At 74.3% G+C, this 16,636-nt stretch carries 1 protein-coding gene; it reads left to right on the plus strand.

All coding sequences use genetic code 11. The features are described from left to right. Positions 1-16,563, plus strand: coding sequence for a non-ribosomal peptide synthetase (locus tag HW837_RS36415; RefSeq protein WP_193381198.1), 16,563 nt, complete (start codon positions 1-3; stop codon positions 16,561-16,563). The last annotated feature ends 73 nt before the right edge of the window (positions 16,564-16,636 follow it).

The raw sequence follows: 16,636 nt of genomic DNA on the forward strand, positions 1-16,636 counted from the left end.
ATGACCGCTGCCCTGCCCCTGACCGCTGCCCTGCCCCTGACATCGGCCCAGCACGGCGTGTGGGTCGCCCAACGCCTCGCCCCTGACAGCCCCCTGTACACCTGCGGCATCTACTACGACGTCCCCGGACCGGTGGACCGCGCCCTGCTGGCCCGCGCCGTACGGCGGACCGTGGCCGAGACCGAGGCGCTGCGGGTCCGCTTCCACGAGGACGGGGAGACGGTCGGGCAGACCGTCGACCCGTCCGTCCAGGGCGAGTTGGAGTATGTCGACCTCGGCGACGCGGCCGACCCGGCCGCCGCCGCCCGCGCCCGGATCGACGCCGACCAGGCCCGGCCGGTGCCCCTCACCGGCGACCGGCTGTTCCGGCACACCCTGCTGCGGCTCGGCCCCGACCGGCACTGGCTGCACTTCCGCTACCACCACATCCTCCTCGACGGCTACGGCCAGGTCCTGCACTGCCGCCGCCTGCTGGAGGTCTACACGGCCCTGGCGGCGGGCGAACAGCCGCCCCCGAGCGGCTTCGGCACCCTGCGCGAGGTCCTGGCCGAGGAGGAGGCCTACCTCGGCTCCGCCCGCAGGGAGCGCGACGGTGCCTACTGGCGACGGGAGTTCGCCGACCTGCCGGACTCCACCGAACTCGGCTCCGCGACAGCCGGCCCGGCGGTCACCGACCCCGGCTCCGACGAGACCGTCCCCGCACTCGCCTCCGGCGCCACCGGACTCGCGCCCAGCCTCCCCTCCGCGACCGGCCGGCTGCCCGAGGCCACCGCCGCGCGGGTGCGCGCTCTCGCCGGATCCCGCTGGTCCCTGCCGGTGATCGCCGCCATGGCCGCCCACACCCACCGGGTCACCGGCGCCCACGACGTGGTCGTCCGGGTGTTCATGGCCGCCCGCCTCAGCCCGCGGGCGCTGGCCACGCCCGCCATGCTCGTCAACGACGTCCCGCTGCGGATCCGCGTCGACGGCTCCACCACGTTCACCGAACTCCTCGACCGTGTCGCCGCCCGCCTCGCCGAGGCCGGCCGATACCAGCGCTACCCGCACGACGCACTCCGCCGCGACCTCGCCGCCACGGCCCACCCCGGCACCCTGAGCGGCCCGTCGGTGAACGTCCTCTCCTTCGCCTCCGCCCGCCTGCCCTTCGGGCCCGCCGAGGCGACCGCGCACCAGCTCGCCTCCGGCCCGGTGCGCGACCTCGCCCTGCACGCGTTCGGCGACCCCGGGGCCGGCGACGGCATCGAGCTGACCGTCAACGCCCACCCCGGCCGCCACACCCCCGGGACGGCCGCCGCCCACCGCGACCGCTACACCCGGCTGCTCACCGCCGCCACGGACCGTCCCGACCTGCCGATCGGCGCCCTCGACCTGCTTGACGACGCGGAGCGGGAGCGCTTCCACGCCCGCAACGCCACCGGCCGCGCCACGGACCCGCGCTCCCTGGTGGAACTCTTCGAGGCCCAGGACCCGGCCGCCGAGGCCGTCGTCTTCGAGGGCGAGCGGCTGACGTACGGCGATCTCAACGCGCGCGTGAACCGCCTCGCGCACGCCCTGCGCGCCAAGGGCGTGGGACCGGAGTCACGGGTCGCGGTGAAGCTGCCGCGCTCGCTCGACCTGATCGTCGCGCTGTGGGCGGTGCTGAAGACCGGCGCCGCGTACGTGCCCGTCGACACCGGCTACCCGGCCGACCGGATCGACTATCTGATCGCCGACTCCCGAGCCGCACTCGTGCTCGACGAGGACGCCGTGCGCTCCCTCGGCGAGGGCGAGCCCGACACGAACCCCGGCGTCGTCCCGCGGGGGGACTGCGCCGCGTACGTCATCCACACCTCGGGCACCACCGGCCGCCCCAAGGGCACCGTCGTCACCCACGCCGGTATCGCCAACATGCTCGCCTGGATGCAGGACGAGTACCGGCTCACCCCGGCGGACCGGGTCGTGCACAAGACGCCCGTCGGGTTCGACGTGTCGGTGTGGGAGGTGTTCTGGACCCTCACCCGGGGCGCGACCCTCGTCGTCGCCCGCCCCGACGGCCACCGCGACCCGGCCTATCTGGCCCGGCTGGTCCGCGACGAACGCGTCACCGTCATCCACTTCGTCCCGGCCATGCTCGGCCCCTTCCTCGACGAGTACGACGAGTACGACGAGTACGACGAGTACCGCGAGAACGAGGCAGGGCCGACCCCCTCCCTGCGCATGGTCAGCTGCGGCGGCGAGGCGCTGCCCGCCCACCTCGCCGACCGCTTCCACCGCGAGTGCGGCGCCCGGCTGCACAACTCCTACGGCCCCACCGAGTTCTCGGTGACCGCCACCTCCCACGCCTGCGCCCCCGGCGAACCCGTCACCATCGGCACACCCACCCACAACTCCCGCGCCTACGTGCTCGATCCGGCCCTGCGGCCGGTGCCGGACGGTGTCACGGGCGAGCTGTACCTCGCGGGCGTCCAGCTCGCGCGCGGCTACCTCGACCGTCCGGGCGCCACCGCCGAGCGGTTCGTCGCCGACCCCTACGGCCCGGACGCCGGCGGCCGTATGTACCGCACCGGTGACCTCGTGCGCCGCCGCGCCGACGGCAGCCTGGAGTTCGCCGGACGCGCCGACGACCAGGTCAAGATCAACGGACAGCGGGTGGAGCCCGCCGAGATCGAGGCCGTCCTCGCGTCGGTCCCCGGCGTCTCCCAGGCCGTGGTCCTCGTCCACGACTCCGCCGCGGGCGCACGCCAACTCGTCGGCTACGTCACCGGGGCACCCGAGACCGACCCCCGGGCCCATCTCGCGCGGCGGCTGCCCGCCCACATGGTGCCGGTCACCGTGTTCGTGCTGCCGTCGATCCCGGTGACCCCGCACGGCAAGGTCGACCGCCGCGCCCTGCCCGCCCCGGCCCGGCCGGTGAGCGGACGGGCCCCCGGGACCGCCGCCGAGCACACCCTGCACAGCGTCGCCGCCGCACTGCTCCACCGCCCCGAACTGGGCGTGGACGACGACCTGTTCGCCCTCGGCGCGGACAGCATCCACGCCATCCAGCTCGTCAGCCGCGCCCGCCGCCAGGGCCTGCGCCTCACACCCCAGGACGTCTTCGACCACCCGACCGTCGCCCGGCTCGCCACCGTCGCCACCGCCGCCGCGACGGCAACGACGGCACCGCAGGACCCTTCGGCCCTGTCGGCCGAGGACGACCCGGTCGGCGAACTCCCCGAGACCCCGATGGCCCGCCGACTCGCCGAACGAGGCGGCTCCACGGCCGGCTTCGCCCAGTCCCTCCTGCTCGCCACCGGCCCGGACCTGTCGTACGACCGGCTGACCGCCGCCCTGCAGCGAGTGCTCGACCGGCACGACGCCCTGCGGATGCGCGGTCGGCACATCCGGCCCGTGGGCGCCGTACGGGCCGAGGACTGCCTGAGCCGCGCCAACGACGAGGACGTGGCCGGGCAGAAGGAGGCCGCGCGGCGCGCGCTGTCACCGGACGACGGGATGTTGGTCCGGGCGGTGTGGTTCGCCTCCGGCCGACTGCTGCTCGTCCTCCACCACCTGGTCGTCGACGGCGTCTCCTGGCGCATCCTGCTGACCGACCTCGCCGAGGCGCTCGCGGGCGGCGAGCTGTCCCCGCCCGCGACCTCCCTGCGCCGCTGGGCCGGACACCTCCGTGCTCCCGTCGACGAACTCCCGCTGTGGACCGACCTGTTGTCCACCCCGGAACCCCCGCTCGGCACCCGCCCCCTCGACCCCGCCCGGGACGTCCACGGCACCGCCCGCTCGGTCACCGTGACCGTCCCGGCCGACCTCACCGCCACCCTGCTGGGCACCCTGCCCGCCGCCTACCGGGCCACCCCGGACGACATCCTGCTCGCCGCGCTCTCGGCGGCCGTGCAACGCCACCGGGGCGAGGGCCCGGTCCTGGTCGACCTGGAGGGCCACGGCCGCGACCACCTCCCGGACGGCATGGACCTGTCCACCACCGTCGGCTGGTTCACCCGCATCCACCCCGTGCGCCTGGGTCCCGGCACCGACACCGGCGCCCACCTGATCAAGCGCACCAAGGAGGAGCTGCGCGCCGTCCCGCACGGCGGTCGCGGCCACGACCTGCTGCGCGACCGGCTCACCGGGCTGCCGACGCCGCAGATCTCCTTCAACTACCTGGGCCGTCTGGACGCCAGCGACCTCGGCGGCTGGCGTCTCGCCGACGGCGCGGCCGCCGTGGAACTGCTGGCCGACGACGACCTCGCGCTCACCCACACCCTCCAGATCGACGCGTACGTCCGCGACGGCGAGCTGACCGCCGAGTGGACCCACCCCTCGGGCGTCCTCGCCGAGACCGACGTACGCGCCCTCGCCGAGGCGTGGACGCGGGCCCTCACCGAACTCGCCCCGCACACCCGCGGCGGTCTGACCGTCTCCGACGTGCCCCTCGTCCGGATCACCCAGGAGGAGCTGGACCGGTTCCGCGGCGCCGCCGACGTCCTGCCGCTCTCCCCGCTCCAGGAGGGCCTGCTCTTCCTCGCCCTGTACGAGCCCGACGACCCCTACGTCGGCCAGCTCGTCCTGGAGACCGACACCGCCTTCGACCCCGAGCGGATGCGGGCCGCCGCCACCGCCCTGCTGCACCGCCACCCGAATCTGCGGTCCGCCTTCCGCAGCCGCTCGACGGGCGCCCCCGTGCAGGTCGTCCCCGCCGATGTGAAGGTCCCCTGGGAGCAGCGCGACGAGGACGACCTGGAAACCTTCCTCGCCCGTGACCGGGCCCGCGGCTTCAGCGTCGTCCGGCCGCCGCTGCTCAGGTTCACCGCGCTCGGCGACCGCCGCCTGGTCCTGACCCACCACCATCTGCTGCTGGACGGCTGGTCGCTGCCCCTGCTCGTCCGCGAACTGTTCACCCTGTACGGCGGCACCGAACTGCCCCCGGCCGCCCCGTACCGCGACCACCTGGCCTGGCTCGACCGGCAGGACCACGAGGCCTCGGCCGAGGTGTGGCGGGACCGGCTCGCCGGACTGACGGCCCCCACCCTGCTCGCCCGGGCCGACCGCGCCTCCGACGGACACGAGGTCCACGAGCTGACCCTGTCCGAGGCGCTCACCGGCGCCCTGGCGGTGACGGCCCGTGCGCACCGGCTCACCCTCAACACCGTCGTACAGGGCCTGTGGGGGCTGCTGCTGAGCGACTTCACCGGCCGGGACGACGTGGTGTTCGGCGCGACCGTCTCCGGGCGCCCGCCCGAGCTGCCCGGCGCGGAGTCGATGCTCGGGCTGTTCGTCAACACCCTGCCGGTCCGGGTGCGGATCGACCGGGACGAGACGCTCACCGCGCTGCTGGCCCGGCTCCAGCAGGAACAGCGCTCCCTCCACGCCCACCAGCACGTCTCGCTGGCGGAGCTGACCCGCGCCGCCGGCCTCGACGCGCTGTTCGACACCGTCGTCGCCTTCGAGAACTACCCGATGGACGACGGCATCGAGGCCGGCGGCCTGCGCCTAGCCCACGCCGACCTCGTCGAGCGCACCCACTACCCGGTCACCCTGTCCGTCTTCCCCGGCGACCGGCTGCGGCTGCGCTTCTCCTACCTCGTCGGGGCCTTCGATACGACGGCCGTCACCCGCCTCGCCGACCTCCTCGCCGGCCTGCTCGACGGCGCTGTGGCCGGACTCGACGCCCCGGTCGGCGTGTCCACCGCAGTCAGCGACGAGGACCGGCTGCTCGTCATGGGCACCGCGCACGCTGAGACCGGCCCCGCGCCCGTGTCCCCGGCCGGCGGCGGCGAACCCCGCACGCCCGAGGAGACGTCGCTGTGCGCCATCGTCGCCGAGGTGCTCGGCGTCGAACGGGTCGGCGTCGACGACGAGTTCTTCGCGCTCGGCGGCACCTCGATCCTGATGATCCGTCTGGTCCACCGGGTCCGCGACGAGTTCGGTGTCGACCTGTCGCTGCGCGACCTCTTCGCCGCCCCCACCGTCGCCGGTGTCGCCGACCGGCTGACCCGGCTGGCCCCACAGGCCAAGCGCATCACCGCCGAGGAACGGCCCGGCCGGATCCCGCTCTCCTTCGCCCAGGAACGCATGTGGTTCCTGCAACGCCTCCAGGGCGCCTCCGGCACGTACAACATCCCCCTCGCGATCCGGCTCACCGGCGCCCTCGACACCGACGCCCTCGCCGGCGCGCTGGCCGGCCTCGTCGCCCGCCACGAGGCGCTGCGCACGGTCTACCCGGAGGACGCCGACGGCCCGCACCAGGTCGTCCTGCCGCCCGAGACGCCGTACACCACGGAGTACGTCCGGGACGCCGACCCCGACCTCGCCGCCGACGCGGCCCGCCCCTTCGACCTGACGCGCGACGTGCCCCTGCGCACCACGCTGTACGAGACCGGACCCGACACCCACGTCCTGCTGTTCGTCGTGCACCACATCGCGGCGGACGGCGCCTCGCTGCGCCCGCTCGCCGAGGACATCACCACCGGCTACCGCGCCCGGACCGGCGCCGACACGCCGGGCTTCCCCGAACTGACCGTCCAGTACCCGGACTTCGCGATCTGGCAGCGTGAGACGCTCGCCGCGGACCTGCCCCGCCAGATCGAGTACTGGAAGCAGCACCTGGACGGACTGCCGCCCGAGGTCACCTTCCCCGGCGACCGCCCCCGCCCGGCGGTGGCCAGCCACCGCGGCGACCACGTCGAGTTCCCCGTGGCCCCGGAGCTGTACCGGCGGATGCTGGACCTGGCGGGCCGCACCCGCACGACCCCCTTCATGGTCCTCCAGGCGGCCGTGGCGCTGCTGCTGACCCGGCTCGGCGCCGGCGAGGACATCCCGCTCGGCGGTGTGATCGCCGACCGGCCCGACTCCGTCCTCGACGACGTGGTCGGCGTCTTCATCAACACCCTCGTGTACCGCATGGACACCTCCGGCGACCCCGCCTTCGAGGAACTGCTGGTCCGCGTCCGCGAGACGGGTCTGGCCGCCTACGCCCACCAGGGCGTCCCCTTCGAACGCCTGGTGGAGGAGGTGAACCCGGAGCGCTCCCGCTCCCGGCACGCCTTCTTCCAGGTGATGCTCGCCTGGCTTGACCTCACCGAGGCCCGCTTCGACCTGCCCGGCGTCACCGCCGACCCCGGCCCGGTCACCAGCGGCACCGCCAAGTTCGACGTCCACTTCGACTGCCACGTCCACGAGGACGGCGGCCTGCTGTGCCGCCTGGAGTACGCCACCGACCTGTACGACCGCCGCACCGCCGAGAGCTTCGCCGCCCGGTTCGTCCGCGTCCTGGAGTGCGTCACCGCCGACCCGGGCCTGCGCCTGTCCGAGGTGGACGTCCTCGGCGCCGAGGACCGCGCCCTGGTGCTGCACGGCTGGAACGACACCAGCGTCCGCTTCGACGGCGAGGGCTCGGCGGTCGACCTGCTGGAGGCGCACGCGCGGCGCACCCCGGACGCCGAGGCGGTCCGCTTCGAGGGCGAGAGCGTCACCTACGGCGAGTTCGACGCCCGGGTGAACCGGCTCGCCCAGGCCCTGCGCGCGCGGGGCGTCGGGCCCGAGTCACGGGTCGCCGTGATGCTGCCGCGCTCGGTCGACCTGATCGTGGCCCTGTGGGCGGTGCTCAAGGCGGGCGCCGCGTACGTCCCGATCGACACCGGCTACCCGGCCGACCGGATCGCGTACATCCTCGCCGACTCCGGCGCGCGGCTGCTGATCTCCGACCGGGACGCCGACGGCTTCGAGCGGATCGCACCCGACGCCGAGGGGCCCGAGGAGCGGCCGGGGGTGACGGCCCGGGGCGAGAACGCCGCGTATGTCATCTACACCTCCGGCTCCACCGGCCGCCCCAAGGGCACCGTCAACACGTACGCGGGCATGGCGAACCGGCTGTGGTGGATGCAGCGCGACCACCGGCTCGCCCCGGGCGAGCGGGTGCTGCAGTCCACCCCGGTCAGCTTCGACGTGTCGGTGTGGGAGGTCTTCTGGACCCTCATGTACGGCGGCACCCTCGTCGTGGCCCGGCCCGACGGCCATCGCGACCCGCTCTACCTGGAGCGGCTGATGCGCGCGGAGTCCGTCGCGGTCGTGCACCTCAGCGCCTCCATGCTCGGCGCCTACCTGGCCGAGACCCGGCTGCCGGACTCCGTCCGCCTGGTCGTCTCCGGCGACGAGGCCCTGCCCGCCGAACTCGTCCGCCGCTTCCACGAGCACACGGCGAACGAGGACGCGGTGCTCCTCAACGCCTACGGGCCGACCGAGGCCGCCGTCGACGTCACCGCCTGGGCCGCCCCGGCGGACGTCAGCAGCGTCCTGATCGGCGGACCCGTCGCCAACACCCGCGCGTACGTCCTCGACGCGACGCTGGCACCGGTCGCCCCCGGCGCGCCGGGGGAGCTGTACGTGGGGGGCGTCCAACTGGCCCGCGGCTACCTCGACCGGCCCGCGCTGACCGCCGAGCGGTTCGTGGCGAGCCCGTACGGGCCGCCCGGGGCGCTGATGTACCGCACGGGTGACGTGGCGCGCTGGACGGCCGACGGCGAGCTGGAGTACCTCGGGCGCGCCGACAACCAGGTCAAGCTGCGCGGCTTCCGCGTCGAACTCGGCGAGATCGAGGACGCCTTGGCCGACCACCCGGCCGTCGCCCGGGCGGCGGCGGCCGTGCACGGCCAGTGGCTCGTCGGCTATGTCGTCCCCGCCGGCCTCCTGCCCGTCGACGCCGACGACCTGCGCGACCGGCTCGCCGCCCGACTGCCCGAGTACATGGTCCCGGCCCAGATCGTCACCCTGGACGCGCTGCCGCTCACCCCGAACGGCAAGCTCGACCGCAGGGCGCTGCCGGTCCCCGACCTCGCGCACACCACCGGGCGCGGCCCGCGCACCCCGCAGGAGGAGATCCTGTGCGGCCTGTTCGCCGAGGTCCTCGGTGTGCCCGAGGTCTCGGTCGACGACGACTTCTTCGCGCTCGGCGGCCACTCCCTGCTGGTGACCCGGCTGGCGAGCCGCATCCGCGCCGCCCTCGACACCGACCTCGAACTGTCGGTGCTGTTCGAGGCCACGACCGTGGCCCGGCTCGCGCCCCGGCTCGACCCCGGCGGACCGCGCCGCTCCGCGATCGCACCGCGGCCGCGCGAGGGGCGCCTGCCGCTGTCGTACGCCCAGGAACGGCTGTGGTTCCTGCACCGCTTCGAGGGCCCGTCCCCGACGTACAACCTGCCCGTCGCGCTGCGGCTGTCCGGCGACCTCGACGTGGCCGCGCTCGCCGCGGCCCTGGACGACCTGGCGCTGCGGCACGAGAGCCTGCGCACCGTCTTCGCCGAGGACGAGCACGGCCCCCACCAGGTGGTCCTGCCGTCCGTGCCGCCGCTGGCCGTCGCCCGCGCCGACGAGGACACCCTGGACGAGCGAATCACCGAAGCCGTCCGCACACCGTTCGACCTGACCGCCCAACCGCCGCTGCGGGCCACCCTGTTCGACCTCGGCGGGGACGCGTACGTGCTGCTCCTCGTCCTGCACCACATCGCCGGCGACGGCGCCTCCATGGCCCCGCTCGCCCGCGACCTCACCACCGCGTACGCGGCCCGGAGCCGGGGTGAGGCACCCGACTGGACACAACTGCCGGTTCAGTACGCCGACTTCGCGGGTTGGCAGCGCCAGTCGCTGGGGGAGGCCGACGACCCGGACAGCATCCTCTCCCACCAGCTCGACCACTGGCGGACCACACTCGCCGGGCTGCCCGAACAGCTGGAACTGCCCTTCGACCGGCCCCGGCCCGCCGTCCCCACCCACCGCGGCGACACGGTGCCCTTCACGGTCGAGCCCGCCGTCCACGAGGCCCTGGTCCGGCTGGCCCGCGCGCACCACACGACCGTCTTCATGGTCGTGCACGCCGCCCTGGCCACCCTGCTGCACCGGCTCGGCGCCGGCGACGACATCGTCATCGGCTCACCGGTCGCCGGCCGCACCGACGACGCCCTCACGCCCCTGATCGGCTACTTCGCCAACAACCTCGTCCTGCGCACCGACCTGACCGGCGACCCCGACTTCACCGAGGTGCTGCGCCGGGTGCGCGCCGCCGACCTGGCCGCCTACGCCCACCAGGACGTGCCGTTCGAGCGGGTCGTGGAAGCCCTCAACCCGGCACGCTCCACCGCCCGGCACCCGCTGTTCCAGACCGGCCTCAACTTCAGCGGCGCCGACCAGCAGGCCGCCCTCGACCTCGCCGTCGACCTGCCCGGCCTCACCGCACGGGTACGGCCGGTCGCGTCACCCACCGCCAAGTTCGACCTGTCGTTCTTCCTCACCGAGCGCCCCGAGGGCGGTGTGAACGGCCTCCTGGAGTTCGCCACCGACCTGTTCGACCGCGACTCCGCCGCCCGCGTCGCCGAACGGTTCACCCGACTGCTCACCGCCGTCACCGCCGAACCCCGGCGCCCGGTACGGGAGTTCGACCTTGTCGACGCCGACGAGCGCCGACTGCTGCTCACCGAGTGGAACAGCACCGGCCACGAGGTCCCGACGCGGACCCTCACGGACCTGATCGAGGACCAGGTCGCCCGCACCCCCGACGCGCCGGCCGTCGTGTTCGGCGCCACCGAGCTGACGTACGCCGAACTCGACGCCCGTGCCAACCGGTTGGCCCGCCACCTGATCGACCTGGGCGCGGGTCCGGAGCGCCACGTCGCCGTGCTGATGCCGGTCTCCGAGGACGTCCCGGTGACCCTGCTGGCCGTCCTGAAGACCGGCGCCGGATATCTGCCGCTGGACCCCACCCACCCGGACGACCGCCTCGCCTTCATGCTGGCGGACATCGCCCCGGCCGCCGTGGTCACCACCGCCGAACTCGCCGCACGGGTCGGCTCGTTGACGGCCGCGCCCGTCGTGCCGACGGACGACCCGGAGATCCCGCGACGGCCCTCAGGGCCCCTCACCACCGTGGTCCGTCGGCCCGAGCACACTGCCTTCGTCATCTTCACCTCGGGCTCCACCGGACGGCCCAAGGCCGTCGTCGTCGAACACCGTTCCCTGGTCGCCTACCTGGCCTGGGCCACCCACGAGTACGAGAGCCTGCGCCACCGCGTCCTGGTGCACTCGCCGGTCTCCTTCGACCTCACCGCGACCGGGATGTTCGGGCCACTGATCTCCGGCGGCACCGTCGAACTGGTCCGCTGGACCGCGAGCGGCCCCGACCCGGACGCCCACGTCATCCGCCCCGACTTCGTCAAGGCCACCCCCACCCATCTGCATCTGCTGAGCGCGGTCCCCGAGGAGTACTCCCCGGGCGGCCAGCTCGTCCTCGGCGGCGAGTCCCTCCTCGGCGACGTCCTGGACGCCTGGCGCTCCCGGCACCCCGGCGTGACCGTCCTCAACGAGTACGGCCCGACCGAGACCACCGTCGGCTGCAGCCTGTTCCGCATCGAACCCGGCGACCCCGTGCCGCCCGGCGTCATCACCATCGGCACGCCCGCCTGGAACACCCGGATGTACGTGCTGGACGCCCTGCTGCGCCCGGCACCCCTCGGCACCGCCGGCGAACTGTACGTCGCCGGCGACCTCGTCACCCGCGGCTACCACGGCCGCCCCGGCCTGACCGCCGGACGCTTCGTCGCCGACCCCTTCGGCCCGCCCGGAACCCGGATGTACCGCACCGGCGACCTGGCCCGCTGGACGGCGGCCGGACGGCTGGAGTTCGTCAGCCGCGTCGACGACCAGGTGAAGATCCGCGGCTTCCGCATCGAACTCGGCGAGGTGGAGGCCGTCCTCACCGGCCGGCCGGGCATCGACGCCGCCGCCGTCGTCGTCCGCGAGGACACCCCCGGCGACAAGCGCCTCGTCGCCTACGTCGTACCGGGGCAGGGGCACCCGGCGGACCCGTCCGCCCTGCGCGCCGCCGCGGCCGGGGCCCTGCCCGACTACATGGTGCCCGCCGCCTTCGTCGTCCTGGAGACCCTGCCGCTGACCGCCAACGGCAAGATCGCCCGCAGGGCGCTGCCCGCCCCGGACCCGGGCACCGAGGGCTCGGGCCGGCCACCCGCCGACGGCACGGAGCGGCGCGTGGCGGACCTCTTCGCGGCCGTCCTCGGTGTGCCCGGCGTCGGCGCCGACGACGACTTCTTCCGCCTCGGCGGCCACTCCCTGCTCGTCGCACGGCTGGTCAACCGCGTCCGGGCCGACCTCGGCGCCGAACTGTCCATCCGGGAGGTCTTCGAGCACACGACCGTCGCCCGACTCGCCGAGCTGCTCTCCGGCCGGCCGACGAAGGCCTCCCGGCCTCCGCTGGTCCGCCGGGAACGGCCCGAGCGAGTGCCCCTGTCGGCGGCGCAGCGCCGGATGTGGTTCCTCGACCGGCTCGACGGCCCCGCGCACACCTACACCATCCCCGTCGTCCTGCGGATGACCGGCACCCTCGACCGCGACGCCCTGAGGGACGCCTTCGACGATGTCGTCCGACGCCACGAAGTGCTGCGCACGGTGATCGCCGACGGGCCGGACGGCCCGCACCAGACCGTCGTCGACACCGCACCGCACTTCGCGGTCCGGCAGCACGAACCGGACGACCTCGCTGCGGAGATGGCGCGGGCCGCCCGGACGCCGTTCTCGCTCGACCACCAACTGCCCGTCCGCGCCGAGCTGTTCACCGACGGGGACCGTGCACACGCCCTACTGCTGCTCCTGCACCACATCGCCGGCGACGGCGCGTCCATGCGGCCCCTCGCCGAGGACCTGTCCAAGGCCTACGCCGCCCGCCTCACCGGCCACGCCCCCGACTGGGCCCCGCTGCCCGTCCAGTACGCCGACTACGCCCTGTGGGAACGCGAACTGCCCACGGACCGTGTCGACTTCTGGACACGACAGCTCGCCGGAATCCCCGACCAGATCGACCTGCCGACCGACCGGGCCCGACCCGCCGTCGCCTCCCACCGCGGTGGCACGGTGCCCTTCACGGTGCCCGCCGCACTGCGCGACCGGATCGAAGTGCTCGGCCGTGACCGGGGCGCCAGCGCCTTCATGGTGCTGCATGCCACGCTCGTCGCCCTGCTGACCCGGCTCGGCGCCGGCGAGGACATCGTGATCGGCACCCCCGTGGAGGGCCGCCCGGACACCGCGCTCGAAGGCCTCGTCGGGCTCTTCGCCAACACCCTGGTCCTGCGCGCCGACACCTCGGGCGACCCCACGTTCGAGGAACTGCTCGACCGGGTGCGAGCGGCGGACGTGGCGGCGTACGACCACACCGACGTGCCCTTCGAGCACCTGGTGGAGGTCCTCAACCCGGCGCGCTCCCGCTCCCGGCACCCCCTGTTCCAGGTCATGCTGACGGTCAACCAGGAGGCCGTCGCACCCACCCTGCCCGGGCTCGCGGTGACCGTCGGGGACGTGCCCGGCGACCGCGCCAAGTTCGACCTGTCGCTGACGCTGGTCGAGACCGCCGAGGGCGGCTGGGCCGGATCGGTCGAGTACGCCTCGGACCTGTTCGACCGGGCCACCGCCGAGAGCGTCGCCGCCCGCTTCGCCCGCCTGCTCCAGGAGGCGACCGCCGACCCGGCACGCCCCCTGCACGCGCTGCCCCTGCTCACCCCCGCCGAACGGGAGGAGACGCTCCACCACCGCAACGACACCGCCCGCCCACTGCCCGGGACGTCACTGCCGGAGATGTTCGAGGCCCAGGTGGCACGCACCCCGCACGCGGTGGCCGTCGTCGCGGACGGCACGGCGTTGACGTACGACGAGCTGAACCGCCGTGCCAACCGGCTCGCCCGGCACCTGATCACGCGCGGGGCGGGCCCGGAGTCCGTCGTCGCCGTCGTGCTGCCGCGCCGCCCCGAGGTGGTCGTCGCCCTGCTCGCGGTCCTGAAGACCGGCGCGGCCTATCTGCCCATCGACCCGGCCAACCCGCGCCCACGGATCGACGCGCTGGTCGCCGACGCGGCGGCGCGGATCGTCCTCGACGAGGAGACCCTCCCCGTCGCCCTGGACGATCTCCCCGATCACGACCTGGGCCTGCCCGTCCACCCCCACCAGGCCGCCTACCTGATCTACACCTCCGGATCGACCGGCCGCCCCAAGGGCGTCGTCGTCGAACACGGCTCGCTCGCCGCCTATCTGAGCGAGGCCGCCGCGATGTACCCGGCCGCGTCCGGCGAGTCCCTGATCCACACCTCCCTCGCCTTCGACATGCCGGTGACCACGCTCTTCACCCCGCTGATCACGGGCGGCCGGGTGCGGTTCGCGGACCTGGACCACGACACCCCGACCCCCGACCTGCTCAAGGTCACCCCGAGCCACCTGCGGCTGCTGGAATCCCTGCCCGACCGCGTCAGCGACGCCCGCGACCTGGTCATCGGCGGCGAGGCCCTCGACGGCACCGCGCTCCAGGCGTGGCGCGAGCGGCACCCCGAGGCCGTGGTGGTCAACGAGTACGGCCCCACGGAGGCGACCGTCGGCTGCGTCGTCCACCGCCTCGAACCCGGCGACCACCTCGGCGCGGGGCCGGTGCCCATCGGCCGCCCCATCGGCAACGCGCGCGTGTACGTGCTCGACGACCGCCTCCAGCCCGTCCCCGACGGGGTGTGGGGCGAGCTGTACCTCGCCGGCGCCGGACTCGCCCGCGGCTACGCCGGCCGGCCCGGCCAGAGCGCCGAACGCTTCGTCGCCGACCCGTACGGCCCGCCCGGTACCCGCATGTACCGGGTCGGCGACCGGGCCCGCTGGAACCGCGCGGGGTTCCTGGAGTACGCCGGCCGCGTCGACGACCAGGTCAAGATCCGGGGCTATCGAATAGAGCCGGGCGAGATCGAGTCCGCTCTGACGGCACTGGACGGAATAGCTCAAGCCGCAGTCATAGCCCGAGAGGACCGCCCCGGCGACCAACGCCTGGTCGCCTACGTGGTGCCCCTGGAAACCCCCGGGCATGCAGCGCCCCGTCAGGGGCGCGGGGAACTGCGCGACCAGCCCCCACTCACCCGCAGCGAACAACCGACCCATTCAACGCCCCACACCCCCCTCGACCCCGACGCCCTACGAACCAGGCTCGCCGCAACACTCCCCACCCACCTCATCCCCTCCACCATCATCGAGATCCAAGAAATCCCACTGAACCCCAACGGCAAACTCGACCGAAGGCGGCTGCCCGCCCCGCCGGACGTCGTCGCCGGCACCGGCCGCGCGCCCCGCACCCCACTAGAGGCCCAGCTGTGCACCCTCTTTGCCGAGACGCTGGACCTGCCCGTGGTCTCCGCCGACGACGACTTCTTCGCCCTCGGCGGCCACTCCCTGATCGCCACCCGGCTGGCAGGCCGCATCGGTGAGGCCCTGGGAATCCGCTTCAGCCTGTCGGCGCTTCTCGAAGCACCCACCCCTGCGGGACTGGCCCGCCACCTCACGGAGGACGGACCGCGCCCCGCGTCGTGGGTGCCGGACTCGGAGGCCGAGCTGAGCCCCGCCCTGCGCTTCACGTCCGGCGCGTCCCCCGCCGGCCCGTCGGACGCGCGGCAGGCCGCCCCGGACGCCGACGGCCCTCGGGAGATCCTGCTGACCGGGGCCACGGGGTTCGTCGGAGCCTTCCTCCTCGCGGAGCTGCTGGACCGGACGTCGGCGCGCGTGCACTGCCTCGTCCGGGCGCGGACCGACGAGGAGGCCGGCGAGCGGCTGACCGCGACCCTGCGGCGCTACGGCATCGACCTCGGGCCCGCGTCGGACGAAGCGCGGCTGAACGTCGTCCGGGGCGACCTGGCGGCAGAAGACCTCGGACTCGGTGCCTCGGACTGGGCGGACCTGCGCGAGCGCGTCGACACGATCGTGCACAGCGGCGCACACGTCCATCACCTCTCGCCGTACGAGCGGCTGAAGCCCGCCAACGTGGAGGGCACCCGAACCCTGCTGCGCCTGGCCGCCGAGGGCCGCCCGAAGGCGTTCCACCACCTCTCCACCCTCGGCGTGTTCGGGTCCGGCCAAGCCCCTCGGCCGGTCAGCGAGGACTCTCCGATCGACGGCGAGCAGCACCTGTACGGCGACGGCTACGCGGCGAGCAAATGGGTCGCGGACCGGCTGGTGGAGCGCGCCTTCGAGCGGGGGGCCACCGGCGCCATCCACCGGCTCGGCCGCATCTGGGCGCACACCGCGACCGGAGCCGTCAGCACGGACGACATGTTCTCCCGACTGCTCACCAGCTGCGCCGCGCTCGGCTGCCGTCCGACCGGACCGGACCTGGAGGAAGCGCTGCTCCCCGTCGACGTGCTGGCCCGCGCCGTCGTGGGGCTGATCCTGACCGGGACCGGAACCGCCCGGGTGCACCACCTCCACCACCCGCGCACGGTCGGAGCCGCCGCCTTCCTGAGCGGGTACGACCGGATGCGCGGGACGGTCTGCGAAGCGGTCCCGCTCACCGAGTGGCTGCACCGGCTGCGGCGCGCGAGCGAACAGGGCCGCGACCTGCCGATCCTGCCCTACCTGGCGTATCTCGAAGAGCACGCGAGGAGGGCGCCGGACCTCCGGCGGCCGACCCTCGCGTTCGAGAACGACAGGACGCTTCGGCGACTGAGGGACCTGGCGGTCGACATCCCGGACGTCGACGAGGCCGCGATCTCCCGCTACTGGGACTTCGTCGACCGCTGACGCGAGCCGCGCGAACCGACGCCGAGGGTGCCCGCCGCCCTCGGCCCCCATGCCCACACCCCACACCCCACAC

This window comes from Streptomyces caniscabiei (genome assembly GCF_014930365.1).
Classification (GTDB): Bacteria; Actinomycetota; Actinomycetes; order Streptomycetales; family Streptomycetaceae; genus Streptomyces; species Streptomyces caniscabiei.